This window comes from Streptosporangium sp. NPDC000563, assembly GCF_040299985.1.
Classification (GTDB): Bacteria; Actinomycetota; Actinomycetes; order Streptosporangiales; family Streptosporangiaceae; genus Streptosporangium.
Genome location: NZ_JBEPDA010000032.1, coordinates 38,946 through 62,691 on the forward strand (window position 1 = coordinate 38,946; position 23,746 = coordinate 62,691).

Consider the following 23,746-nt stretch of genomic DNA (forward strand, 5'->3'; position numbering starts at 1 on the left):
CCTATCGCCGGGTATGGCCGCCCGGCTCTTCCCCCACCCCGGCCCCGTTCCCCGTCCCCCGCAGTTCTCCTGCAGTCCCCTCACAGTCTCCCCACGCCGTTCTCCGTCCCCGCGCATCGGCCTTCTCCTTCCGCCGCCTCAGCCCGGTTTCCGGCGGATACGCTGAGGTCATGCGCGCGATGCTCCTGGTGAATCCGAAGGCGACGACGACCAACCAGCGAACCAGGGACGTTCTCATCAGAGCGCTGAGCGCGACGATGAACCTCACCGTCGAGGAGACGGCCTACCGGGGGCACGCGATGCGGCTCTCCCGCAAGGCGCACGCCTCCGGCTACGACGCGGTGGCCGTGCTGGGCGGTGACGGCACCATCAACGAGGCGGTGAACGGGCTGCTCGACCCGGTGGACGGCAAGGCCGGCGACGAGGGCAGCTCGATCGACAGGCCCGCGCTGCTCGCGATCCCCGGTGGCAGCGCGAACGTCTTCGCGAGGGCCCTGGGCCTGCCGAACGACCCGGTCGAGGCGATGGGGGCGATCCTGGAGGCGATCCGCGACGACCGGAGGCGGACCGTCGGACTCGGTCAGGCGATCTGGGGTGACCACAGTAGATATTTCACGTTCTGTAGTGGTCTGGGGTACGACGCCGAGGTGATCAGGGCGGTCGAGGGGATGCGGGGCACCGGCCGCAAGGCGACACCCACCCGCTATGTGAACACCGCGTTACACCACTATCTGTCGACCGACAAACGTCACCCGCCGATGACCGTCGAGGGCCCCGAGGTGCCGCGGACCGGCGGCATCTTCATGGCCGTCGTCTCCAACACCTCCCCGTGGTCCTACATCGGCCCTCGGCCGGTCTCCCCGACCCCGTGGGCGAGCTTCGAGACCGGGCTCGACCTCCTGGGCCTGCAGCGTCTCGGCCTGCCCTTCATGCTCCAGCTGATGCCCCAGATCCTCGGTGAGCGCGACACGCTGCCGACGGGTCGCCACCTGGTGCAGCTCCACGACGAGAAGGAGTTCACCCTGAGCGCCGGGCGCCCCGTGGCGTTCCAGCTGGACGGCGACTACCTGGGAGAGGTCGAACGAATAACGTTCCGTTCTATCCCCGACGCGTTACAGGTCTTGGTCTAATCGGTTACGTGCGAGCCTGTGTGACGCATCCGACATCCATTTCAGGCAAAACGTTCCCCCAAACCTCTTGCGTGTACTAAGCGTGGCTGACAATCTCAAGATGACGTCGGAACGTAGGACCTTTGAGCGGCCACCTCGCTCCCAGGCCACCGGCGATCAAGCGGACAGTCCCCCGATCCGGACCACGGACCGGGGATCCGTTCGCGCTGATTAGTGAAACCCTTCACAAAGTGAGCCGCTGGAGCCGACGCAAGGGCTCCTCATACGAAGGAGTGGACGCATGGACTGGCGCCACCGAGCCGCCTGCCGTGACGTGGACCCCGAGCTGTTCTTCCCGATCGGCAACACCGGCCCCGCCCTGATGCAGATCGAGGAAGCCAAGCAGGTCTGCGGTACGTGCAGCATCAGCGAAGCATGCCTGAAGTGGGCCCTGGAATCCGGGCAGGACGCCGGTGTCTGGGGCGGCCTGAGCGAGGACGAGCGACGCGCGCTCAAGCGACGCACGGCTCGTGCCCGCGCCCGCGCGAGCGTCTGACCCTCCGCGCCCACCCTTCCGTCTCCCCCGGCCGGGCGACGAGCACGTCCCCGACCCGGTGAGCCCTCTTTCCGCCTCGGGCGACAAGCACGTCCCCTCGCGAGAACGCGACCCGACGTGCTCCCCCTCCCCCGCTCAGACCGCGGGGAGGGGGATGCTCAGGCTCACCTCGGTCCCGCCTCCCTGGCGTGGCTCGATGGCGAGACGCCCGGACAGCTCGCCCACCACCAGGGTACGGACGATCTGCAGGCCGAGACTGGTGGCCTGGTCGAGATCGAAGTCCTCCGGCAGCCCGCTGCCGTCGTCGGACACGATCACATCCAGCCGCTCGGCCCCGCGTGACACGATCACTTGGAGCTTGCCCTGACGGTGCGCCAGCCCGTGCTGAACCGCGTTCTGCAGCAGTTCGGTGAGGACCATCGCGAGCGGCGTCGCGATCTCCGAGCGCAACACCCCGAACGCCCCGACGCGGGACGGCACCACCTGCGCCTCAGGGGCCGCGACCTCCCCCGTCATCGCGATCACCCGGTCGGCGATGTCGTCGAAGTCGACCTGCTCCTCGGGCGTGTGCGAGAGCGTCTCGTGCACGATCGCGATCGACCCGACCCTGCGCACCGCCTCCTCCAGCGCCTCCCTGCCCTCCGGCAGCTGCATCCGCCTGGCCTGGAGTCGCAGCAGCGCGGCCACGGTCTGCAGGTTGTTCTTCACCCGGTGGTGGATCTCCTTGATGGTGGCGTCCTTGGTCATCAGCTCCCGCTCGCGGCGCCGCAGCTCGGTCACGTCCCTGATGAGCACCAGCGCGCCGATCCTCCCGCCGCCGACGACCAGCGGGATCGCCCGCAGCTGCACCACCGTGCCGCCCGACTCCACCTCCGTCTCCTTGGGCTCCCGCCCGCTCGCGACGAGCATCAGGTTCTCGTTGATGGGCTCGTCGGAGTAGCAGAGCGTCGCGGTCGTACGGCCCAGCTCCGCGCCGACCAGATCGGCGTTGAGGCCCAGCCGCCGGTAGGCCGACAGCGCGTTCGGCGAGGCGTACGTGACACGGCCCGCCCGGTCGAGCCTGAGCAGCCCGTCGCCCACCCTCGGCGAGCGGACCAGGATCGGCTCGGCGCCGGAGAACGGGAAACGGCCCTCGGCCACCATCTGGGCCAGGTCGGAGGCGCTCTGCAGGTAGGTCAGCTCCAACCGGGAGGGGGTGCGCGCGGAGGAGAGGTTCGTCGAGCGCTGGATGACGCCCAGGAAGTGGTCGGCCCTCCGCACCGGAATGGTCTCCTCGCGGACCGGCACCCCGCTCGACCAGTCGGGATCGCCCTCGCGGCAGATGCGCCGCTCGTTCCAGGCGGTCTCCAGGAGCGGCCTCTCCCCCTTGGCCGCCGTCATGCCCACGATGTCGTCGTGGTAGACCGTCGGCCCCGTGGTGGGCCTCATCTGCGCGATCGCGATCCAGCCCGTGCCCTCCTTCAGGGGGATCCACAAGATCAGGTCCGCGAAGGAAAGGTCGGCGAGGAGCTGCCAGTCGGACACCAGCGAGTGCATCCACTCAAGGTCCGCATCGTCGAGCGCGGTGTGACGAACCGCCAGGTCGCTTAGAGTCGGCACCCGTGCATCATGCGTTCTTTGCAGGCCCGAACGCGAATCGGGTGAGTCCGGCTGGAAAGATGCCGCCTATGGAGCAGACCCCCGACCCACTGGCCCGGTTCCGCACGGCGGCGGCCACGAGGGAGGCGGCGGGACTGCGTCGGGTCCTGCGCGCCCGCACACCCGACGACGACGGCCTGATCGACCTGGCCTCCAACGACTACCTCGGCCTGGCCAGGGACGAGCGGCTGGTCGAGGCGGCCGTGGAGGCCACCCGCGCCTGGGGCACGGGTTCCACGGGCTCCCGCCTGGTCACGGGCTCCACGGCCCTGCACGCGCGCCTGGAGGCGCGCCTGCGCGCCTTCACCGACGCGCGGGGCGCCCTGGTGTTCTCCTCCGGCTACCTGGCCAACCTGGCCGCCGTCGCGGCCCTGGGCAGGGACGCCCTGGTGGTCTCCGAGGCGGGCAACCACGCCTCCATCGTGGACGCCTGCCGGCTGTCGCGCTCACGGGTCGTGGTCGCTCCGCACCGGGACACGGTGGCGGTGGAGAAGGCGCTCGCCGACCGGGACGAGGAGCACGCGATCGTGGTCACCGACGCGATCTTCTCCGTGGACGGCGACCTGGCGCCGCTTGAGGAACTGCACGCGGCGACGGTGCGCCAGGGCGCGCTGTTGATCGTCGACGAGGCGCACTCGATCGGGGTCGTCGGCGCTCGTGGGCAGGGCGCGGTGCACGCCGCGGGGCTCGCGGCCGAACCGGGTGTTGTGAGAACGATCACACTGTCGAAGTCCCTGGGATCGCAGGGCGGAGCCGTGCTCGGCGCGCCCGAGGTGATCCAGACCCTCGTGGACACGGGACGCTCGTTCATCTTCGACACCGGGCTCGCGCCGGGCAGTGTGGCGGCGGCACTCGCCGCCGTCGATATCCTTCACCATCAGCCCGAACTGCCGGGACTTGTCCGGACCAGGGCGAGGGAGTTGGCCGCGATGGCCCGCGATCTCGGCCTGGAGACCGGCGATCCGGCGGGCGCGGTCGTCCCCATCGTGCTCGGCCCGCCCGAGACCGCGCTTCGGGCCGCCCTCGTCTGCGCGGAACACGGGGTGCGCGCCGGATGCTTCCGGCCGCCTTCGGTGCCGGTCGGCCGCTCTTGCCTGCGGTTGACGGCACGGGCCAATCTGAGTTCCGATGATCTAGCGGTGATCCGGGGTGCACTCACCGCCGTGGCCGAGATGAAGGTGACCATGTGAGCGACGACTCCCCGCGGATCCCGAAATACTACGACGTCAAGCGCAGCCTGCTCAGCCTCACCAAGAGCCTGCCCGCAGGCAGCGCCCTGCCACCGGAACGGGCCCTCGCGGTCCGCTTCGAGACGTCGCGCACGACCGTGCGCCAGGCCCTGTCCGAGCTCGTGGTCGAGGGCCGCCTGGTGCGCATCCAGGGCAAGGGGACGTTCGTCGCACAACCCAAGGTCGCCCAGGTCCTCCAGCTCACCTCCTACACCGGGGACCTGCGGACCGTCGGCCTCGAACCCGACACCAAGATCCTCGACATCAGCTACGTCACCGCCGACGAGGCGCTCGCCCGCCGCCTGGCGATCAACGCCGGCGGCCGCGTGCTGCGCCTGCACCGGCTGCGCCTGGCCAACGGCGAGCCGATGTCGATCGACACCACCCACCTGTCGGCCCGGCGCTTTCCCCGCCTCAGGCGGGAGCTGGAGATGCACTCCTCGCTGTACGAGACGCTGTACAACGCGTACAACGTGCGGCTGACCGACGCCGAGGAGATCATAGAGACCGTGCTCGCCACCCCGTACGACGCGCAGGTGCTCAGTGTGGACGTCGGCCTGCCGATGCTCCTGCTCACCCGGCACGCCTTCGACGCGGACGGCAACCCGGTCGAGTGGGCCCAGTCGCTGTACCGGGGAGACCGCTACAAGTTCATCACCCGCCTGCGCCGCCCCTGAGGCAAACCCGAGCCGCGCCTAAGGTGAGACAGGTGAGCATTCTCGTGGTCACCGGGACCGACACCGGGGTGGGAAAGACCGTCGTCACCGCGGCGGTGGCCTCGCTCGCCAGGGAGCGGGGCTCCTCGGTCGCGGTGGTGAAGCCCGCGCAGACCGGGGTGTCCGGCGCCGACCCCGGCGACATGGACGACGTCATCCGGCTGTCCGGGGTGGGGACGACCTTCGAGCTGGCCAGGTATCCCGCCGCGCTCTCCCCCGCGGCGGCGGCCCGCCTGTCCGGCCTGCCGCCGGTCTCCGTCGCGCGGGCCGCGGCCCGGATCGAGGAGCTGGCCTCCTCGCACCGACTGGTGATCGTCGAGGGTGCGGGCGGGCTGCTCGTCCGCTTCGACGAGGAGGGGGCGACCCTCGCCGACCTCGCCCGCGCGCTCTCGGCACCGGTCCTCCTGGTGGTCAGGGCCGGCCTCGGCACCCTCAACCACACCGCGCTGACGCTGGAGGCGATGGCCCACCGAGGGCTGGAGCCCGCCGGGGTGGTGATCGGCTCCTGGCCGGCCGAGCCCGGCCTCGCCGAGCGGAGCAACGTGGCGGACCTGGAGATGCTGGCCGCCCGGCCGCTGGCGGGCGCCCTCCCCGAGCGAGCCGGGCTGCTGGAGCGCGACGCCTTCGCCCGCGCGGCCCGCGCGGGACTGGGCCCCACGCTGGGTGGGGGCTTCGACCCCGCCTCCTTCCGGGCCACCCTTAGGCTTTCCCCGTAGCCGTAGCCGCGGCCCATCTCCCCGCTGGAGGTATCAGATGAGCGACATCCTCGAGATCGCCCGGACGCAGGTGCTTGAGGAGGGCCGCGGGCTCGACGCGGCGCAGGCGCTCCGTTGCCTGGAGCTGCCCGACGACCGTCTCGACGAGTTGCTCGCCCTCGCCCACGAGGTGCGGATGAAGTGGTGCGGCCCGGAGGTGGAGGTCGAGGGCATCGTCTCCCTCAAGACCGGCGGCTGCCCGGAGGACTGCCACTTCTGCTCGCAGTCCGGGCAGTTCTCCTCCCCGGTCCGCGCCGTCTGGCTCGACATCCCCTCGCTGGTCGAGGCCGCGAGGGAGACCGCGGCGACCGGTGCCACCGAGTTCTGCATCGTGGCCGCCGTACGGGGTCCCGACCGGCGCCTGATGGACCAGGTCCGCGAGGGGGTGAAGGCGATCCGCGAGGCGGTCGACATCAACGTGGCGTGCTCGCTCGGCATGCTCACCCAGGAGCAGGTCGACGAACTGGCCGAGATGGGCGTGCACCGCTACAACCACAACCTGGAGACCGCGAGGTCGCACTTCGAGAAGGTCGTCACCACCCACACCTGGGAGGAGCGCTGGGACACCTGCCTGATGGTGCGCGAGGCCGGGATGGAACTGTGCTGCGGCGGCATCGTCGGCATGGGCGAGACCCGGGAGCAGCGGGCCGAGTTCGCCGGCCAGCTCGGCGAGCTGGCGCCCGACGAGGTCCCGCTGAACTTCCTCAACCCGCGCCCCGGCACCCCCTTCGAGTCCTTCCCGCTGCTGGAGGGGCCGGAGGCGCTCCGGACGATCGCCACCTTCAGGCTCGCGCTGCCCCGCACGATCCTGCGCTACGCGGGCGGCCGCGAGCTGACCCTGGGCGACCTGGGCACCCGTGAGGGCATGCTCGGCGGCATCAACGCGATCATCGTCGGCAACTACCTGACCACCCTCGGCCGTACGGCCGAAGCCGACCTCGGCCTGCTGGTGGACCTCAAGATGCCCATCAAGGCGCTCTCCGACACCCTCTGACCTCGCGCGGGCTCGCGGATGACGGGCTCGCGGACGAGGGCTGGTCCGCCTCGCGGACCCGGCTGCCCCCTGAGCTTCGCGCGGACTCGCGGAGACGCGAAGGTCCCCGCGAGCCGGATCTCACCCGGCCCGCGCGGGACTCCCGCCGGGTCTCACCCCACCCCGCCGGGTCTCACCCATCCCGGCGGGTGCGCCCTCCGCCCGTACCGGACTCCCCGTCGATCTCCGTCCCACCCCGGTGAGTCCGCGCTCCGGCCGGTACCGAACCCCCGTCGATCCCGTACGGCCCGTAAGGCGCCCGCCACCAGGCGTTGGGCGGTTCGATTCCCGACAGACGCGATATGTGCCGGCCGCATTAGGCGATGGGATCGGGGCAGGGAGAACAATCCCTGTCCGGCTAAGTGACTGACTGGTAGGTTGCGCGATATGGAGTCTCCCAAGCACGCAGGTGACATAGCGGTCGCCGTCTCCAAGGCATACGGCATCGAGACCATGTTCACCCTGTCCGGCGGGCATATCTTCCCGCTTTACGACGGTGCGGTCCACGAGGGCATGCCCATCCTGGATGTCCGCCACGAGCAGAGCGCCGTCTTCGCCGCGGAGGCGACCGCACGGCTGACGCGCAAACCCGGGCTGGCCGTACTCACCGCGGGCCCCGGCATCACCAACGGCGTCAGCGGGGTGGCCACCGCGCACTTCAACGGCTCCCCCGTCGTGGTCATGGGAGGCCGTGCCCCGCAGTCGCGCTGGGGGTCGGGCGCGCTGCAGGAGATCGACCACCCGCCGCTGTTCGCCCCCATCACCAAGCTGGCCTTCACCGGCTCCGGCGCCGACTCCATCGCCCAGGACGTGGAGATGGCCTTCCGTACCGCCCTCGCCCCGCACCGCGGCCCCGTCTTCCTCGACTTCCACATGGATCACCTCTTCTCGGCCGCGCCTCCGCTCGAGGAGGCCCCCGAGACGCTGACCCCGTCCCCGCTGGAGCCCGACCCCGACGCGCTCGCCTCGATCGCCCAGCTGATCGCCGAGGCCCGGCACCCGGTGCTGGTGCTCGGCTCCGACGTGTGGATGGACCGCGCCGAGGAGGTCGCGAGGAGCTTCGTCGAGGAGTACCGCCTGCCGGTCGTCCCCAACGGCCAGGGCCGCGGCATCCTGCCCGCCGGTCACGAGCTGCTGGTCACCCGGGCGAGAGGAATGGCGTTCTCGCAGGCCGACCTGGTGATCGTGGCGGGTGCCCCGATCGACTTCCGCCTCGGCTACGGCTGGTTCGGCGGCAAGGACGGCGCCCCGCTCGCCAAGGTCGTGCACCTGGCCGACGCGCCGTCACAGCTGACCACGCACATGGATCCCGCCGCCGTCGCCGCCGGCGACCTCTCGCTGCTCTTCTGGAGCCTCGGCGCGGCCTGCGCCAACGCGGGCGTCTCTCCCAAGACCTACACGCCCTGGGTCGCGCAGCTGTCCGAGGCCGCCTCGGCCGCCATCGCCGCCGACGTCGACCTGCTGGAGTCCGCGTCCGACCCGATCCACCCGATGCGCATCTACGGGGAGCTGGGCAAGGTCCTCGCCGACGACGCCGTGGTGATCGGCGACGGCGGCGACTTCGTCTCGTACGCGGGCAAGTACGTCGAGCCCCGGCAGCCGGGCAACTGGCTCGACCCGGGCCCGTACGGCTGCCTGGGCACGGGCCTGGGCTACGCCATCGCCGCCAGGATCGCCCGTCCCTCCTCGCAGGTGGTGCTGCTGCTCGGCGACGGCGCGGCCGGCTTCTCGCTGATGGACGTCGACACGCTCGTGCGGCACCGCCTGCCCGTCGTGATGATCTGCGGCAACAACGGCATGTGGGGCCTGGAGAAGCACCCCATGCAGATGCTCTACGGCTACGACGTGGCCGCCGAGTTGCAGCCGCAGTGCCGCTACGACCAGGTGGTGACCGCCCTCGGCGGCGGTGGCGAGCTCGTCACCGACCCGTCGGAGATCGGCCCGGCCCTGCGCCGCGCGTTCGACTCCGGTATCCCCTACATGGTCAACATCGCCACCGACCCCTCGGTGGCCTACCCCCGGCAGACCACGGGCATCTGAAGGAGCGCCACCGGGCTCGCGCACGCAGGACCGAAGAGGTCTTCTCCGGTGCGCGAGCCTGTCGGCACACCACCCGAAATCGAGGCTCGCCCGTCGTCGTCGCGCCTCGGAGGAGTGCTCCGACACACGCCCCTGCCGTCCGCAGACCAACGGCAATAACGCTTCGCTGGACGAACGGGCCTTACCTGCACGGCCCTACGCCGGCAACGACGAGCGCACAGCGGCTCTGAAGGAGTTTCCGCACACCGGCAACCACCATCGATGCCACACCGCACTCGGAGACCGGCCACCGATCACCCACGTCGACAACCCCGCGGGTCGATACGGCTAGGGCTTGCCCGTCGCCGTCGGGGTGGGCGTCGGCGGACAGTGCACGGGGGCGATGATGATCTCCACCGGCTTGGACGGGTCCCACATCGTGTCCGCGGCCGGAAGGGACTCGACCACCTCGGTGCAGTGCTCGGGTTTGACGTCGGCGCTGTAGGTGCGCTTCACCTTGAAGCCCGCCTGCTTGAGCGCCGCCTCCGCCGCCTCCGGCTTCATGCCGACGGTGCCGGGGACCCTCTTCTTCGGCAGCGGCGTCGGAGTCGGGGTCGGGGTCGGGGTCGGAGTCGGTTTCGGCGGCTTCGTTACCGTCGGGGTGGGCGTCGGCGGCTCGTCCTCCTCGGCGGGCTTCGGGGTGGGGGTGCGTCTGGTCGGCCGCGTCACCGTCGGGGTGGGCGTGAGCGTCCTGCGGGTGTGCCTCACCGTCGGCGGCTTCGTCTCGTCGACGGTGGGTGTGGCCACCGGCGGCTCCACGGAACTCGCTGTCTCCTTGGAGGCCGCCATCCCGTTGATCGCCACCGCGACGAGACCCGCGCACATCACGGCCGCGACCGCCGACGACGCGACCAGCACACTCCTGCGCCGCGGCTTCTGCGCGCCGCGGCGCCCGCGGCCCTGCGCGACCGCCTCGGATCCCACCGTCGGCGAGGCGGAATGCTGCGCGCCTCCCTGCCAACCACCGGTCGGAGGCTGGGCGCCCTGCCAGTTTCCCGCCGGACTCTGGGCTCCCTGCCAGCCCGTCTGCGGAACGGCCGATCCCTGCCCCTGCCAGCCGGTCTGTTCCTGCGGACCGCCCTGGGGGGCCTGCGTCTGCCAGCCGGTCTCCGGCGGCCCCGCCTGCCGCGCGGACGCCGACAGCGTGTCGCCGCCCTCCGTGCCGAAGGCGGCCTGCCTGGCGGCGGCGCTCATCGCCGCGGCGCTGGGGAAGCGCCGGGCCGGATCCTTGGCGAGGGAGCGCTCCACAAGTGCCCTCACCGCGGGCGGAACGTCCGGCGGCAGCGGCGGCGGCGTCTCGCGGATGTGCTTGAGCGCGATCGTGACGGGCGTGTCGCCGTCGAACGGGCGCTGCCCGGCCAGGCACTCGTACGCCACCACGCCCAGCGCGTAGATGTCGACGGCCGGTGTCACGGGCGCGCCCTCGGCCTGCTCGGGCGCGCAGTAGGCGGCGGTGCCGAGCACCATGCCCGCGTCCGTCAGCCGGCTGGCGGAGTCGGATCTGGCGATGCCGAAGTCGGTGAGCACGAGGGTGCCGTCCGACCGCACCAGCAGGTTGCCCGGCTTGATGTCCCGGTGGACGATGCCCTGGTCGTGGACCGCCTGCAGCGCCGAGGCGGCCTGGGCGATGAGGTCCATCGCGGCCCCGGGGGCGATGCGCCGCAGCCGCCCGAGCAGGCGGTCGAGCGGCTCGCCGTCGACGAACTTCATCACCAGGTATGCCGTCGCCCCCGCGCCGGGCACCTCGTGAACCCCGTAGTCGTACACGTCGACGACCCCGGGGTGGTTGATCGTCGCCATCGCCCTGGCCTCGCCCTGGAAGCGAACCAGGAAGCCCGGGTCGTCGGTACGGCCGGGAAGCAGCACCTTCACGGCGACGGTGCGAGCCAGGACGATGTCCTCGCCCTTCCACACCTCGCCCATACCGCCGGCCCCAATGCGGGTGCTCAGGCGATACCGCCCCGCCAGCGTCGTGCCCTGGGCCACCATGGCTCCCCCGTAACCCTCTTCACTCCTACCTCAGAGCTCTCCAACAAAGCGGATCCGCGTCGCGGCACCATCACGGCGCTGTAACGAAACCCTGCATGCCGCATGGCTCACAAACGAGATGCGTGCCGTAGCATCGCACAAAACCCAGCACTTTTAGGCGTACTTATCCACCTTGCAGGCTCTTGCGCCCAAAGCCGCCCGAAAATCACAGAGGAAACAATCAACGCGGGCGCCACGGCGTCACCCCAAGACATCCGGGACGAACTCCGCAAAATCCTACAAGGCTCGGCAAAGAACGTGTGAGTCGGGGTGAAAGCGGGCGGCGTCAGCCGCTCGTGGTGCCGTGTTCGGCGCAGCGCGCGGACCAGCCGCCGGGGGTCACCTGCACCACCATCCGGCGGCGGCAGCGAGAACAGTAGCGGGGTGGCTCCATCGCGCGGGCCGACAGACACGCGGTGTGGTCTGCCTCACCCTCCGGGCGCCCGCAGTGGTCGCAGTACGAGGTCACGAGACCAGACCCTATGCTGACGCGCATGACGCTCGCTCCCGGTCTGCAGGCACGGCTGCTCATCATGGTGGAAACAGAGGACACCGCGACGAAGGTCGGCAGCGGTGACGTCCCCGTGCTCGCCACCCCCCGCCTGCTCGCCCTCGCCGAGCGGGCCACCGTCCAGGCGGTCGCGGGTGCCCTGACTCCGGGCCAGACCTCCGTCGGCACCCGCGTCTTTCTGGAGCACCTGGAGGCCAGCCCGGTCGGCACGCATGTCGAGATCGCCGTCGAGCTCACCGAGGTCGACGGGCGCCGCCTGGTCTTCGGCTTCACCGCCCGCGACCGGACATCCGTCGTCGCCTCGGGAACGATCGAGCGCGTGGTCGTCGACCGTGAGCGCTTCCTCGCCCGGCTCGCCCGCGACGGTGGGACTACTCGATAACGGCGATCAGGTCGCCCTCCTGGATGACGTCGCCCTCGGCGACCTTCAGCTGGGAGATCACGCCGGCGTCCTCCGTGAGGACCGGGATCTCCATCTTCATCGACTCAAGGATGACCAGGGTGTCGCCGTCCTCGACGGGGTCACCCTCGGACACGAGGACCTTCCAGACACTCGCCACCATCTCAGCGCGGATCTCGACCACCGGAAACTCCCATCGTTCAACGTCTCTCAACTGTGTCAGAAAAAGCTGATCACGCCCGCCTAGGAGGGCACCAGTCCCGAGTCGTAGTTTCCGCCGCCGAACTCCTGTCACTCCTGCCGTTCCAGCGCCGCTCCAGTGCCGCTCCAGTGCCGTTCCGGCGGCTCGGCGGGTTCACGGAAACCCGGCACGGTCTCGCGGGCGCCCGCGTCGGCGTGGCCCCGCGCGAGCGCCTCGTCGGTCTCCGTGGCGAACGGCGGGCCGATCCGGCGAGAGGTCTAGAGCCGGTGGATCGGAGCCAGCCTGTCGATCACCCGGGCCATCGCCTCGACGACCGTCGGGTCGTACTCCTGACCCACCCCCAGCCGGAGCCGTTCGAGGGCGGCGCCCGCCCGGTCGCGGTCGCTGGAACCGCCGACGAGGTCGTCGTAGGCGTTGGCCGCCTTGATGATACGGCTCGCCATCGGAGGCGCCTCCGCGCAGGTGTCGCACTGGCGGCGGACGATCTCGGCCACCCGGTCGAGCACCCCGGTCTGCCTGATCACCTCCGCCCCCAGTTCGGCGATGCGCCGCGCCTGCTCGGGGTCGGTGAGGACCGTCGCACCGCCGGGAATGGGATCGCGCAGCGACAACTGGCCGATGTCGTGCATGAGCGCGGCGTACTCGAGCTCCAGCAGCTCGGGCTCCGCCATGCCCAGCTCCCGCCCCACCGCCACCGCCAGGCGGCTCACCCGGCGGGAGTGCCCCGGCTCGACGTACCCGCCGACCTCGGTGACCCGGGACAGCGCCCGTACCGTCTGCAGGTAGGTGGCCCTGATCCCGGCGTACTTACGGAAGGCGACCTGGGTGACGAGCAGCGGCGCCGCGAAGACCAGCAGCGAGGTCATGCCCATGCTGTGCGAGGCGAGCGCGAGCAGGATGCCGGAGGCGGCCACGGCCGCTCCCAGCGGCGCGGCCATCCGCAACTCGTCGCGGACGGCCACCTTGAGGGCGGCACGCACCTGCTCGGCCCGCAGCACGGCGGCGAGCAGCACGTCGACCATCACCATGATCAGGATGAGCAGGGCCATCACGCCGAGCGCGGGCCACCAGCCGCTCTCCCCTCCCCCCGCGAGGTCGGACAGCGGCCCCGCCAGCGGCCGGTAGGCCAGCGCCAGCAGGGCACCGGTGAAGAGCCTGCGCGCCATCCCGTCCAGCTGGGGCGGGCGACCCACCGCGAGGTGCGGCAGCGCCCCCGCCACCATGCCGACCGACAGCACCGCGACGACCTGCAACGCCGAATGCCGGGTGGGGACACCCCCCATGTCCAGCAGGAGCGTGTAACCGAGCGCGGCCGCCGCGCCGATCGGGGCCACCTCCCTGTTGCCGGGCATGGTGAGCCTGACCAGCTCGCCGATCGCGATCAGCGCACCGAAGGCGACGGCGATCTGAGGGTCGAGCAGGCCGGTCGCGGCCGTGTGGGCCACCCCGGCCACCGCCACGAGTCCCGCCGCGCAGATCAGCAGGAGCTGTCCCGAGTCGAGCGTCCGGAGAACGCGGCCGGTGCCGGAGCCGTTCAACGTTCGGACACCACCTGGATGGGCATGGTCGGGTCGTCGTGGTCCTTCGCGGTCGTCTCCGTCACGTCGGCCGGGGGCGTGACGACCGTGCGCGGCGGCTCCCAGCCGTGCCGGTCGACGGCCTTGACGAACGCCACCACCATCACCGGGTCGAACTGGGTGCCGGCGCCCTTGCGCAGCTCGGTCATCGCCACCTCGCGCGAGCGGGCGTTGCGATAGGAGCGGTCGGAGGTCATCGAGTCGAAGGCGTCGGCCACCGCGATGATCCTGGCGAACTCCGGGATCTCGTCGCCCGCCAGCCCCATCGGGTAACCCTTGCCGTCCTGCCGCTCGTGGTGGTGCATGATCCCGGCGAACGCCTCGTCCAGGAAGTCGATGCCGCGCACGATCTCCAGCCCGCGCATCGGATGGAGCTGGATGGCCGCGAACTCCTCCTCGCTGAGCGGGCCGTCCTTCTGCAGCACCTTGGTCGGCACGCCCAGCTTGCCCACGTCGTGGAGCATCCCCGCGTAACGGATCGCGCGCAACCGCTCCGATCCCATGCCGATCTCCTCGGCGATCATGCCCGCGGCCTTGGAGACGCGGGTGCAGTGGCCACGCGTGTAGTAGTCCTTGGTCTCCACGGCCTGGCAGAGCGCGGCGATCGTCGCGTCGTAGGAGCGCTGCTGCGCGAGATACTGGCCGAAGGCCCAGCGGGCCACGAAGAGCGGGAGCAGCACGAGCACCGCGGAGATCGAATTGACCGTGGCCCACAATCCGGCGATCAGCAGGCCGAAGGTGGCGTAGCCGAAGTAGGAGACCATGAACTGGGCCACGCCCCGCAGCGGCACCTGGTCGGCCTGACCGGTGAGCTTCAGCACGAGCGCGATCAGCACGAAGTTGAGGGGCACGAAGACGGCCGCCGCGCCCGCGAACGGCACGATGATGTCGTCGAACCCGGCGACGGTCGGCACCCCCGGCCTGCCGCCGAGCCACACGTAGACCCGGCCGGCGACGTAGCCGCAGATGGCGAACTGGGCGCTGTTGAACAGCCGCTTCACCAGTGGCAGGCCGGGCCGCACGCTGAACATCGCCGTCATGCCGACCAGCGCCGCCCCCTCCGGGCCGAGCAGCACCACCGCGGCGAGCACGGCGGAGAAGCTGACCGACACCGCGGCCTGCCGGACGTGCAGCAGGGTGGGCACCGACTCGCACACCAGGAACAGCAGGGCCAGGACCATGAGGTTGGACCAGTCGAGCAGATCCAGCCCGCCGCCCGAGACCACGTTGTATCCGAGCAGCGCGAACGCGGCTCCGATGACAAGGATCAGATAGACCTTGGCAAACCACGGCAGTCCACGCAAAGCGGCCACCTTAGGGTTCCTAAAGGGCGCGTGCTCAGGTCCAGGAAATCCCAGGAAAGACTGAGGTGACCGTTTCCTTCAACATGCGCTGCCTCCACGTTGATTTCGCACCCAGGCTATCGAAGCGAACCTGCTCAGGAGGGCGAGACGGCCAATCGCAAGCAAAGCGTAATCAAGCAATCACTGTGAGCCATGAATATCCGGAGTATCGGGTTTCGGAGCCGCGCCAATGATCGCGCCGGCCACCCGAGCGGGCGCGCGGGATCCTTCGTCTCGGCTCACGCCGGAGTGATCGCCACTCGCCGCGCGGACGGGCCTGTGATCGGCCCCTGCCGCGCGGACGGATCTGTGATCGGCACCTGACAGGCTGACGGGCACGCGGGATCCTTCGCGTCGGATCGCGCCGGAGTGATCGCCACCTGTCACGCGGACGGGTCTGTGATCGGCGCTCACGCCGACGGTCTCCCGGAGGCCTTTCGCGTCACAGGCTCGCGAGCCTGCTCCTCGCCCAGTCGACGGTGCTCTTCAGCCCCACGGCCAGCTCCGTCTGGGGACGCCAGCCGAGCCCTTCCAACGCGGGGGCCGGGTCGACGGCCATCGCGGGGAGGTCACCCAGGCGCGCCGGGGCCTCGCCCGGCTCGTCGGCGACACCCGCCGCCTCCGCGATCAGGGAGTGCAGCCTCCGGTCGGTGGTCTGGACGCCGGTGCCCAGGTTGAACCGGCCACCGCCGCCCTCGGTGCCGCAGGCGCGGACGAGACCGTCCACCACGTCGTCGACGAAGATGTAGTCGCGGGTCTGGGTGCCGTCGCCGTACACCACCGTGGGGGTGCCGTTGAGCAGCGCGTCGGTGAAGATGGCGACCACCCCCGCCTCGCCGTCGGGCGACTGGCGCGGGCCGTAGACGTTGGAGAGCACCAGGGTGGTGTAGTCGATGCCGTGGAGCGCCTTGAACGTGGCCAGGTAGGTCTCCGCGCTCAGCTTGGAGGCCGCGTACGGGGAACGCGGGTCGGTCGCCGCGCCGCCGGGGACCGGGATGACCGCCGGCCTGCCGTAGACCGCGACCGAGGAGGCGAAGACGACCTTGCGGGTGCCTCCGCGGTGGGCGGCCGTCAGGACCGACGCGGTGCCCTCGACGTTGAGCCGCGCGTCATGGACCGGGTCGGCGACGCTCTTGCGCACGCTGATCTGCGCGGCGAGGTGGCAGACGACCTCGGGCCTCCACTCGGCGGCGAGGCCGATCAGGGCCGGGTCACGGATGTCCATCACGTGCAGGGCGAACAGGGGGTTCCTCGCGGCGCCGACCAGGTTGCCGCGATCGCCGCCCGACAGGTCGTCCACGGCCGCCACCTCGTGCCCGTCGGCCAGCAGCCGGTCGACGAGGGTGGATCCGATGAATCCCGCCCCGCCGGTCACGAGTATGCGCATGGTGAACCCCCATCGTCGTACGCCCAAGGCCGTACGACAGATCCTAGGAGGTCAGCGAGCCAGCTCGGAGCGCACCTGGTCGATACGGCTGAGCACCTTCGCCCTCAGGTCGGCCGAGACCTGGTCGCAGCCGCAGTGTTTGGCGACGAGCTGCTTGACGACCTGCTCCAGGCCGTACTCCTCCAGGCAGGGGTGACACTCGTCCAGATGCACGCGGATCTCGGCGCAGTTGCTCTCGTCGAGTTCACCGTCGAGGTAGGTGTAGACCTTGTCCAGGACCTCGCGGCAGTCGGTGTCGTGGTGGTCGCCGCAGCTCACGCGATCACCCCGCCCCTGGCCGAGAGGCCCGTGCCGACGGGTTCGTCGTTCCTGTCTCGCGCACTCACTTCGCACCCTCCGCGGGAACCAGGCCACGCTCGCGGGCGTAGTCCTCAAGTTGGGTCCGCAACTGGCGGCGGCCACGGTGCAGCCGCGACATCACGGTCCCGATGGGGGTCCCCATGATGTCGGCGATCTCCTTGTACGGGAAGCCCTCGACGTCGGCGAGGTAGACCGCGATGCGGAACTCCTCGGGAAGCGCGGCCAGCGCCTGCTTCACGTCGGTGTCGGGGAGATGCTCGAGCGCCTCGATCTCCGCCGACTTCAGCCCCGCCGAGGTGTGCGACTCGGCCCTGGCGAGCTGCCAGTCCTCGATCTCCTCGGCGCCCGACTGCTTGGGCTCCCGCTGCTTCTTGCGGTAATTGTTGATGAAAGTGTTCGTCAGGATCCGGTAAAGCCACGCCTTGAGGTTCGTGCCTTGCTGGAACTGGTGAAAAGACGCGAAGGCCTTCGCGAAGGTCTCCTGAAGAAGGTCCTCGGCGTCCGCGGGGTTCCGGGTCATCCGAAGCGCGGCGGAGTAAAGCTGGTCGAGATAGGGCATGACATCCCGCTCGAACCGTGTGCTCCGCTGCTCCAGAGTCTCCTCGTCTGTCGCAGGGACCTGACCCACCCCCTTAAGATCGCCGGAGTCCTGCTGACGCGGGACACCGTACTGAGCGGAGAATACCCGCTCGACGGGGATAGGCCGATCACCGGGGCGGGTGACTGGTTCGATCAAGGCGAGCATCTGCTTGCCAACCTCCGAAAGGATCGTGCGTTGTCCGCTTGCAACACACCCGCACTGTCATCTGTTCCCGCAAGATAGAAGGTGACGAACGACCCGGTACGGGGAAAAGAAGATACGTACCGGCAGGTAGTTGAAAGACCACCGGATCCTCCCGACGCCAGGAGCTGCTTGTGCTGCCCATCCCGGCCGAAGAGCTGAACGGCTCAGGTGCGCTCGGGCCGTACTGGACCTTTTACCACGCGGTCGTGGCCGAGCAACTGAGCCGATGGCTGCCGGAAAAACCGTCCACCGTCCTCGACATGTCCTGCGGGGACGGCCGCTGGGGTGTCCAGGCGGCGAAGTCGGGACACCGGGTGGTCGAGGTGGTCGACTTCCGCAGGCCCACGGACGGCCAGCCGCCGCACGACATCTCCAGGGTGAGCCAGGTGCGCGCCGACGACCTGCGCTTCCTGCCCGACAGCAGCGTGGACGCCGTGCTCGCCGAGGAGCGCGCGATGTCGGTGGAGCTCATGGCCGAGTCCGCGATCGACGACGTCGCCCGGGTCCTGCGCCCCGGCGGCCGTGCCCTGGTCTGCGTCGACTCCCTGGTGCTGGGGATGGCGATCCTCGCCGAGCAGAACTACTGGGCCCATCTGCGCCAGACCGGCGAGGTCATGCTCGTGCCCTGGCCCGACGGCAGCATCACCCGCTGCTTCAGCAGCGCCCAGCTCCGCGAGCTGCTCACCGACGCCGGGCTGGAGGTCGAGTGGATACGGCCCCGCACGGTGCTGTCCCCCTCGACGGTCGACCACGTGCTCGCCTCCGACTCCCGCGCGCTCACCTGGCTGGTCAACACCGAGCTGGACACCCATCCGGACGACGACGACACGGTGGGCATCCACCTGGTGGCCAGCGCCCGGCGCCCCTAGGCCGGTCGGATCCGGTCAGGGGATCCGTCTATCCCTCCTTCAAGGGCTCGACGAGCTCGGGGCTGTTGTTCCGCACCGAGTTCACGGCGGTGGAGACCGGGTGGATCTCCAGGCCCGTGGAGCCGGCCGGGATCAGGAACCCCTTCGCGTCGGGCGTCCCCGGGTCGAGCCACTCGCCCCAGCGGTCGCGCTCGATCAGCATCGGCATGCGGTCGTGGACCCTGCCCGCCTCGTCCACGGCGTCGGTCGTGATGATGGTGCAGGTCACCAGCCACGAGAGCGGGTCGTCGTCGGCGCGGCCCCGGTCCCGCCAGAACTCGTACAGTCCCGCCATCGCCATCACGCCGCCGTCGGCGGGGCGGACGAAGTAGGGCTGCTTCTTCGGCTTCCCCTTGGCGTCCTTCTCGTCCAGCACGGCCCACTCGTAGTAGCCGTCCGCGGGGATGAGGCACCTACGCTCGGCGAACGCCTTGCGGTAGGCGGGCTTCTCGGCCACCGTCTCCACCCGCGCGTTGATCATCTTGGATCCGATGGACGGGTCCTTCGCCCAGGCGGGGACCAGTCCCCAGCGGACCACGCGGAGCTGCCGGATCGGCCGGTCGCCCGGCGCCGACTTCGGCACCCGGCTCATCACCGCGTACACCGGTTTCGTGGGCGCGACGTTGTAGTCGGGCCCGAGTTCCTCGTCGGCCGCTCCGTCGAGCTCGACCTGGAACTCCTCCAGCAACTCCTGCTTGCCCCGCGCAGACGCGTATCTCCCGCACATACCTCCACTTTGCCACGCCGCGACACGCCGAGACGTTCCCGACCCCGTTTTCCGATCTTGCCGCCCTCCGGCGTGCCTCCCGTCCGAGCCCGGCCGCCTCTCCGTCCCCGCCGTCCCATCTGTCCTCTCCGTCCCCGCGGCACGCACGGGCGGCGCGAGGCGGGCACCGGTAGGCTTTTGCCCATGTCCGCTCCGCTGTGGCCCGCGCCGACCGCGACCGAACCCGTCCGCGCGACCGTCCCCCTGCCCGGCTCGAAGTCCGTGACCAACCGTGCGCTCCTGCTCGCCGCGCTGGCCGACGGACCGGGAACGGTACGCCTGGCGCTGCGCAGCCGCGACGCCGACCTGATGGCGAACGCGCTGCGGACGCTGGGCGCGACGATGGTCCCCTCCAACGAGAGCGCCTCCAGCGTCGACTGGGCGATCACGCCCGGCCCCGTCACCGGCGGTGCCCGTATCGACGTGGGGCTGGCCGGCACGGTCATGCGCTTCGTGCCGCCGATGGCGGCGCTCGCCGAGGGCGAGGTCTTCTTCGACGGCGACCCGCACGCCCGCAAGCGCCCGATGGGCCCGATCCTGCGCGCGCTGCGTGCCCTCGGCGCCGAGGTGACGGGCGACGCGCTGCCCTTCACGGTGCGAGGGCCGCTGGCGGGCGGCGAGGTGAGGCTCGACGCCTCGGGCTCGTCGCAGTTCCTCTCCGGCCTGCTGCTCGCGGGGGCGCGCTTCGAGAAGGGGGTGACGGTGCGCCACGAGGGCCCGCCGATCCCCTCGCAGCCGCACATCCGGATGACCGTCCAGATGCTCAGGGAGTTCGGCGTCGTGGTGGACGACTCCGAGCCCGACGTCTGGCGGGTCGAGTCCGGCCCCATCGGGGCGCGGGACTTCACCGTGGAGCCCGACCTGTCCAACGCGGCGCCCTTCCTGTGCGCCGCCATGGTGACCGGTGGCACGGTCACCATTCCCGGCTGGCCCGCCCGGACGACGCAGCCGGGCGACCAGCTCCGTACGCTCCTGGCGGACATGGGCGCCTCGGTGGAGCACACCCCCGAAGGGCTGTCGGTCACCGGCACCGGGCGGATCGTCGGCATCGAGGCCGACCTGCGCGACGTGTCCGAGCTCACCCCGACGATCGCCGCGCTCGCCGCCCTGGCGAGCTCGCCCAGCAGGATCGGCGGCGTCGCCCACATCCGCGGGCACGAGACCGACCGGCTCGCCGCCCTCGTCACCGAGATCAACGGCCTCGGCGGTGACGCGAACGAGACCGAGGACGGCCTGGAGATCAGACCCCGCCCGCTCACCGGCGGGGTGTTCCACTCCTACGCCGACCACCGGATGGCGACCGCCGGAGCGGTGATCGGGCTGGCCGTGCCGGGCGTCGAGGTGGAGGACATCGCCACCACGGGTAAAACCCTCCCCGAGTTCGCCGCCATGTGGGCGGACATGCTGCGCGGCGCGCGGTGAGGGGTGAGCGGCCGGTAGGCCCCGCGGTCCCCCTCGGGGACGCGCCGGGCCGGAGAAGGCGGAGAAACTGAGAAAGCGCGAGTACGACGAGGACGACGTCAGGGTCAGGCCGGGAAAGGGATCCCGGCCCCGGACCCGGATCCGCCCTGCCCACGAGGACGCGGTCGCGGCGTTCGTGGTCGCCGTCGACCGCGGGCGCTACACGTGCCTGGTCGAGTCGGCGGGCGAGAAGGGCCGCCGCCGCAAGAAGGACCAGGCCGAGGGTGCCGCGATGAGCGGCAGGGTCGTGGTCGCGATGAAGGCGCGCGAGCTCGGCCGCAAGGGCATCGTGGTCGGCGACCGGGTGGCCCTGGTGGGCGACGTCTCCGGCATGGCCGACACGCTCGCCCGCGTCGTGCGGGTGGAGCCCCGCGTCTCCATGCTGCGCCGTTCGGCGGACGACACCGACGACACCGACGGCATCGAGCGCCCGGTGGTCGCCAACGCCGACCAGCTCGTCATCGTGACGGCCCTGGCCGACCCGCCGCCCAGGCCCCGCATGATCGACCGGATGCTGGTCGCGGCCTTCGACGCCGACATCGATCCGCTGCTCTGCCTCACCAAGTCCGACCTCGCCACACCCGACGAGCTCGTCTCGCTGTACGACCCCCTCGGGGTCCCGTACGTGGTGGTCCAGAAGGGCGGCGGCCTGGAAGAGGTGCGAGAGCGCCTGAAGGGCCGGATCAGCGTGCTCGTCGGCCATTCGGGGGTGGGCAAGTCGACGCTGGTCAACGCCCTGGTCCCGGACGCCAACCGGGCCGTCTCACACGTGAACGCGGTGACCGGCCGGGGCCGTCACACCTCCACCTCGGCCGTCGCCCTGGAGCTGCCGGAGGGCGGCTGGATCATCGACACCCCCGGGGTACGCAGCTTCGGGCTCGCCCACGTCTCGGTGGAGACGGTCCTGGCGGGCTTCCCCGACCTGGTCGAGGGCACCGTCCAGTGCCCGAAGGGGTGCAACCACCTCTCCGACGAGTGCGCCCTGGACGCCTGGGTGGCGGCCGGGCACGCCGACCCGGTCCGGCTCGCCTCCCTGCGCCGCCTGCTCGCCAGCCGCGAGGGCGCCTCCGACGACGACCAGTCCTGAGGACGCGCCGGTGACCGCCCCGGGGGCGAGGCGGCTCGGCGACGAACGTGCGCCGCGACGTCAGCGCGTCAGTGGTTCAGCCGGAAGGCCCAGGCGACGGTCATCTCGGACACGAGGGTGCCGTCGGCGGTCCTGATCTCGACGGCGACGTCGAACTCGGGGCGTTCCCCCGCGTCCAGTGTGGCCACGACCTCCTCGCGGGACGCCCGCAGACGGGCCTCCGCGACGACCTCGCCCTTCGCGAGCTTGAGGTAGCGGATCGCCGCGCTCTTGGCCAGCGGGGTGGCCCGTGACAACTGGTCGCCGAAGGTGGAGAGCATCGCGGCGCCGGAGGCCGTCTCCGCGACGCTGAACAGGGCTCCGGCGTGCGGGCCTCCCACGTGGTTGTGCAGCTCCGCCCGGTCCACCATGCGGGCGACGGCGAAGCCCGGTTCCACCTTGTCGAACGAGATGCCCAGCGTCCTGGCGAACGGGACGCTCTGCAGCATGAAGTCACCCACATCAAAGGTCATACCGGAATGCTACTCGCGAGTAACACCGATGCCAACGGATGTTTCACGCGGTATCCCGGCCTGGTAGGACGCGACACGATTGTTCCGCTTGCTCCCCGATCTCCGCCATTCGGCCGCCGACACGATAGCGTTGACGCCCGTGACGGGTTACAACGACGATCTTCGCCTCGCGCACGTCATGGCCGACGCGGCCGACGATCTGACCATGCGCCGCTTCAAGTCCATGGATCTGCGCGTGGAGACCAAACCCGACCTCACACCGGTGAGCGACGCCGACAAGGCGGCGGAGGAGGCGATCCGCGCCGCCCTCGGCCGTGCCCGGCCACGTGACGCCGTCATCGGCGAGGAGTTCGGCGCGAGCGGCCACGGAGAGCGCTCCTGGATCATCGACCCGATCGACGGCACCAAGAACTACGTGCGCGGAGTGCCCGTCTGGGCCACGCTCATCGCCCTGATGGACCAGGGCCGCGTCGTCGTGGGCCTCGTCTCCGCCCCCGCGCTCGGCCGCCGCTGGTGGGCGGCCCGCGACAGCGGCGCCTGGACCGGCAAGAGCCTCACCAAGGCTTCCAAGTGCCAGGTCTCCTCCGTCGCCCAGCTGGAGGACGCCTCGTTCTCCTACTCCAGCCTCGGCGGCTGGGAGGAGGCCGGGAAGCTCGACGCGTTCCTCGACCTGAACCGCTCCGTCTGGCGTAGCCGCGCCTACGGCGACTTCTGGTCGCACATGCTGGTCGCCGAGGGCGCGGTCGACGTGTCGGCGGAGCCTGAGCTCTCCCGCTGGGACATCGCGGCGCTGACCGTGATCGTCGAGGAGGCGGGCGGCATCTGGACCGACCTGTCCGGCGTTCCCGACGTCGACGGTGGCAGCCTGCTGTGCAGCAACGGCTCCCTGCACGGCGAGGTCCTCAAGCGCCTCGGCGGCGGGCCGCTCACCCTGCCCGCCTAGCGGTTCCTCCCCCTTCCCACCGGCCGCCCTCCGGCGAAGGGCGCGGGGGCACCCACCCGCTCGCAGGGCCGCCACCTCCCCGGCCGGGGACGTCCACCCGCGGTTCCGGTCAAGCGCCGCGCCACGGGTCCGGCCGCGTTACCTTCCGCCGGATGTCGGGAAGGTGAACAGATCGGCAAGTCCGGGAGATCGCGGCCCGAGCCGGGAACGTTCCCGCGACGCGGCCTCCTCGCCGGGTCACGCCCGGACCTGGGAGTCCCCGACGCCCCGCCCACCGGGCCTACCGGAGCGGAAACCGAGATCGAACTCCCGTCGACGCATCGGTATTCACATCCGTGGGCCTACCTCTTCCGGCCCCGGTC

23 protein-coding genes and 1 pseudogene are annotated in these 23,746 nt (G+C 70.8%); 13 read left to right on the forward strand and 11 right to left on the reverse strand.

Annotation, left to right across the window (positions count from 1 at the left end):
• Nucleotides 1-170 precede the first annotated feature (170 nt).
• Both ABT352_RS37370 and ABT352_RS37375 read left to right on the forward strand, forming a co-directional pair.
• Nucleotides 171-1,130, forward strand: coding sequence for a diacylglycerol/lipid kinase family protein (locus tag ABT352_RS37370; protein WP_350949770.1), 960 nt, complete (start codon nucleotides 171-173; stop codon nucleotides 1,128-1,130).
• A 280-nt stretch (nucleotides 1,131-1,410) separates the two neighbouring features.
• The gene (locus ABT352_RS37375) at nucleotides 1,411-1,665 is read left to right on the forward strand and encodes a WhiB family transcriptional regulator (RefSeq protein ID WP_350949771.1); all 255 of its coding nucleotides are present in this window, start codon (nucleotides 1,411-1,413) and stop codon (nucleotides 1,663-1,665) included.
• A gap of 135 nt (nucleotides 1,666-1,800) precedes the next feature.
• On the opposite strand, the gene ABT352_RS37380 is transcribed toward ABT352_RS37375, so the two are convergent.
• Entirely contained in the window at nucleotides 1,801-3,264 is a 1,464-nt protein-coding gene (locus ABT352_RS37380) for a sensor histidine kinase (protein WP_350949772.1), read from the reverse strand.
• A gap of 68 nt (nucleotides 3,265-3,332) precedes the next feature.
• Between ABT352_RS37380 and ABT352_RS37385 the strand changes: the two genes are divergently transcribed.
• The 6 genes and pseudogenes from ABT352_RS37385 to ABT352_RS37410 all read left to right on the forward strand — a co-directional run.
• Complete coding sequence (locus tag ABT352_RS37385) at nucleotides 3,333-4,493, forward strand: 8-amino-7-oxononanoate synthase (protein WP_350949773.1); 1,161 nt, start codon at nucleotides 3,333-3,335, stop codon at nucleotides 4,491-4,493.
• Nucleotides 4,490-5,209 carry a GntR family transcriptional regulator gene (locus ABT352_RS37390; RefSeq protein WP_350949774.1) on the forward strand — a complete coding sequence of 240 codons (720 nt, stop codon included), beginning with the start codon at nucleotides 4,490-4,492 and terminating at the stop codon, nucleotides 5,207-5,209. The genes ABT352_RS37385 and ABT352_RS37390 overlap by 4 nt, the downstream gene beginning before the upstream one ends.
• Before the next feature lie 32 nt (nucleotides 5,210-5,241).
• Nucleotides 5,242-5,964 carry a dethiobiotin synthase gene (bioD, locus tag ABT352_RS37395; RefSeq protein WP_350949775.1) on the forward strand — a complete coding sequence of 241 codons (723 nt, stop codon included), beginning with the start codon at nucleotides 5,242-5,244 and terminating at the stop codon, nucleotides 5,962-5,964.
• Between the two features lie 37 nt (nucleotides 5,965-6,001).
• The gene (gene bioB, locus ABT352_RS37400) at nucleotides 6,002-6,997 is read left to right on the forward strand and encodes a biotin synthase BioB (RefSeq protein WP_350949776.1); all 996 of its coding nucleotides are present in this window, start codon (nucleotides 6,002-6,004) and stop codon (nucleotides 6,995-6,997) included.
• Nucleotides 6,998-7,423: 426 nt separating this feature from the next.
• Nucleotides 7,424-9,076 carry an acetolactate synthase gene (locus tag ABT352_RS37405; RefSeq protein ID WP_350949777.1) on the forward strand — a complete coding sequence of 551 codons (1,653 nt, stop codon included), beginning with the start codon at nucleotides 7,424-7,426 and terminating at the stop codon, nucleotides 9,074-9,076.
• 124 nt (nucleotides 9,077-9,200) lie between these two features.
• Nucleotides 9,201-9,407 (forward strand): annotated as a pseudogene (locus tag ABT352_RS37410) (IS481 family transposase); the annotation flags it as partial.
• Here ABT352_RS37410 and ABT352_RS37415 read toward each other — a convergent pair.
• Both ABT352_RS37415 and bsaP read right to left on the reverse strand, forming a co-directional pair.
• Nucleotides 9,404-11,104, reverse strand: coding sequence for a serine/threonine protein kinase (locus tag ABT352_RS37415; RefSeq protein ID WP_350949778.1), 1,701 nt, complete (start codon nucleotides 11,102-11,104; stop codon nucleotides 9,404-9,406). The pseudogene ABT352_RS37410 and the gene ABT352_RS37415 sit on opposite strands and share 4 nt — an antisense overlap.
• 325 nt (nucleotides 11,105-11,429) lie before the next feature.
• Nucleotides 11,430-11,639, reverse strand: coding sequence for a biotin synthase auxiliary protein BsaP (gene bsaP / locus ABT352_RS37420; RefSeq protein ID WP_350949779.1), 210 nt, complete (start codon nucleotides 11,637-11,639; stop codon nucleotides 11,430-11,432).
• Here bsaP and ABT352_RS37425 point away from each other — a divergent pair.
• Nucleotides 11,638-12,036 (forward strand): thioesterase family protein, encoded by a 399-nt coding sequence (locus ABT352_RS37425; RefSeq protein WP_350949780.1) that lies wholly within the window; start codon nucleotides 11,638-11,640, stop codon nucleotides 12,034-12,036. The two genes, bsaP and ABT352_RS37425, sit on opposite strands and share 2 nt — an antisense overlap.
• On the opposite strand, the gene ABT352_RS37430 is transcribed toward ABT352_RS37425, so the two are convergent.
• From ABT352_RS37430 to ABT352_RS37455, 6 genes are all read right to left on the reverse strand, one after another.
• Nucleotides 12,026-12,238 carry a biotin/lipoyl-binding carrier protein gene (locus ABT352_RS37430; RefSeq protein ID WP_350949781.1) on the reverse strand — a complete coding sequence of 71 codons (213 nt, stop codon included), beginning with the start codon at nucleotides 12,236-12,238 and terminating at the stop codon, nucleotides 12,026-12,028. The genes ABT352_RS37425 and ABT352_RS37430 overlap by 11 nt on opposite strands.
• A 275-nt stretch (nucleotides 12,239-12,513) precedes the next feature.
• Nucleotides 12,514-13,794 carry an HD-GYP domain-containing protein gene (locus ABT352_RS37435; RefSeq protein ID WP_350949782.1) on the reverse strand — a complete coding sequence of 427 codons (1,281 nt, stop codon included), beginning with the start codon at nucleotides 13,792-13,794 and terminating at the stop codon, nucleotides 12,514-12,516.
• Nucleotides 13,791-15,146, reverse strand: coding sequence for an HD-GYP domain-containing protein (locus ABT352_RS37440; RefSeq protein WP_350949783.1), 1,356 nt, complete (start codon nucleotides 15,144-15,146; stop codon nucleotides 13,791-13,793). The genes ABT352_RS37435 and ABT352_RS37440 overlap by 4 nt, the downstream gene beginning before the upstream one ends.
• Nucleotides 15,147-15,618: 472 nt before the next feature.
• The gene (locus ABT352_RS37445; RefSeq protein WP_350949784.1) at nucleotides 15,619-16,563 is read right to left on the reverse strand and encodes an NAD-dependent epimerase/dehydratase family protein; all 945 of its coding nucleotides are present in this window, start codon (nucleotides 16,561-16,563) and stop codon (nucleotides 15,619-15,621) included.
• Nucleotides 16,564-16,614: 51 nt separating this feature from the next.
• Complete coding sequence (rsrA, locus tag ABT352_RS37450) at nucleotides 16,615-16,881, reverse strand: mycothiol system anti-sigma-R factor (RefSeq protein ID WP_350949785.1); 267 nt, start codon at nucleotides 16,879-16,881, stop codon at nucleotides 16,615-16,617.
• Nucleotides 16,882-16,945: 64 nt separating this feature from the next.
• Nucleotides 16,946-17,482: a sigma-70 family RNA polymerase sigma factor gene (locus tag ABT352_RS37455; protein ID WP_386206211.1), complete on the reverse strand. Its 537-nt coding sequence runs from the start codon at nucleotides 17,480-17,482 to the stop codon at nucleotides 16,946-16,948.
• 356 nt (nucleotides 17,483-17,838) lie between these two features.
• Here ABT352_RS37455 and ABT352_RS37460 point away from each other — a divergent pair, with 356 nt between their 5' ends.
• Nucleotides 17,839-18,576 carry a class I SAM-dependent methyltransferase gene (locus ABT352_RS37460; RefSeq protein ID WP_350949787.1) on the forward strand — a complete coding sequence of 246 codons (738 nt, stop codon included), beginning with the start codon at nucleotides 17,839-17,841 and terminating at the stop codon, nucleotides 18,574-18,576.
• A gap of 28 nt (nucleotides 18,577-18,604) precedes the next feature.
• Here ABT352_RS37460 and ABT352_RS37465 read toward each other — a convergent pair whose 3' ends face one another.
• Nucleotides 18,605-19,342, reverse strand: a complete 738-nt coding sequence (locus ABT352_RS37465; RefSeq protein ID WP_350949788.1) for an SOS response-associated peptidase — start codon at nucleotides 19,340-19,342, stop codon at nucleotides 18,605-18,607.
• A gap of 183 nt (nucleotides 19,343-19,525) precedes the next feature.
• Here ABT352_RS37465 and aroA point away from each other — a divergent pair, with 183 nt between their 5' ends.
• Together aroA and rsgA are read left to right on the forward strand one after the other, a co-directional pair.
• Nucleotides 19,526-20,803: a 3-phosphoshikimate 1-carboxyvinyltransferase gene (gene aroA / locus ABT352_RS37470; RefSeq protein ID WP_350949789.1), complete on the forward strand. Its 1,278-nt coding sequence runs from the start codon at nucleotides 19,526-19,528 to the stop codon at nucleotides 20,801-20,803.
• Between the two features lie 67 nt (nucleotides 20,804-20,870).
• Nucleotides 20,871-21,929 (forward strand): ribosome small subunit-dependent GTPase A, encoded by a 1,059-nt coding sequence (gene rsgA, locus ABT352_RS37475; protein WP_350949802.1) that lies wholly within the window; start codon nucleotides 20,871-20,873, stop codon nucleotides 21,927-21,929.
• A gap of 68 nt (nucleotides 21,930-21,997) precedes the next feature.
• Here rsgA and ABT352_RS37480 read toward each other — a convergent pair whose 3' ends face one another.
• Nucleotides 21,998-22,441, reverse strand: coding sequence for a DUF4442 domain-containing protein (locus ABT352_RS37480; RefSeq protein ID WP_350949790.1), 444 nt, complete (start codon nucleotides 22,439-22,441; stop codon nucleotides 21,998-22,000).
• 139 nt (nucleotides 22,442-22,580) lie between these two features.
• Here ABT352_RS37480 and hisN point away from each other — a divergent pair, with 139 nt between their 5' ends.
• Nucleotides 22,581-23,384 carry a histidinol-phosphatase gene (hisN, locus tag ABT352_RS37485; protein ID WP_350949791.1) on the forward strand — a complete coding sequence of 268 codons (804 nt, stop codon included), beginning with the start codon at nucleotides 22,581-22,583 and terminating at the stop codon, nucleotides 23,382-23,384.
• The last annotated feature ends 362 nt before the right edge of the window (nucleotides 23,385-23,746 follow it).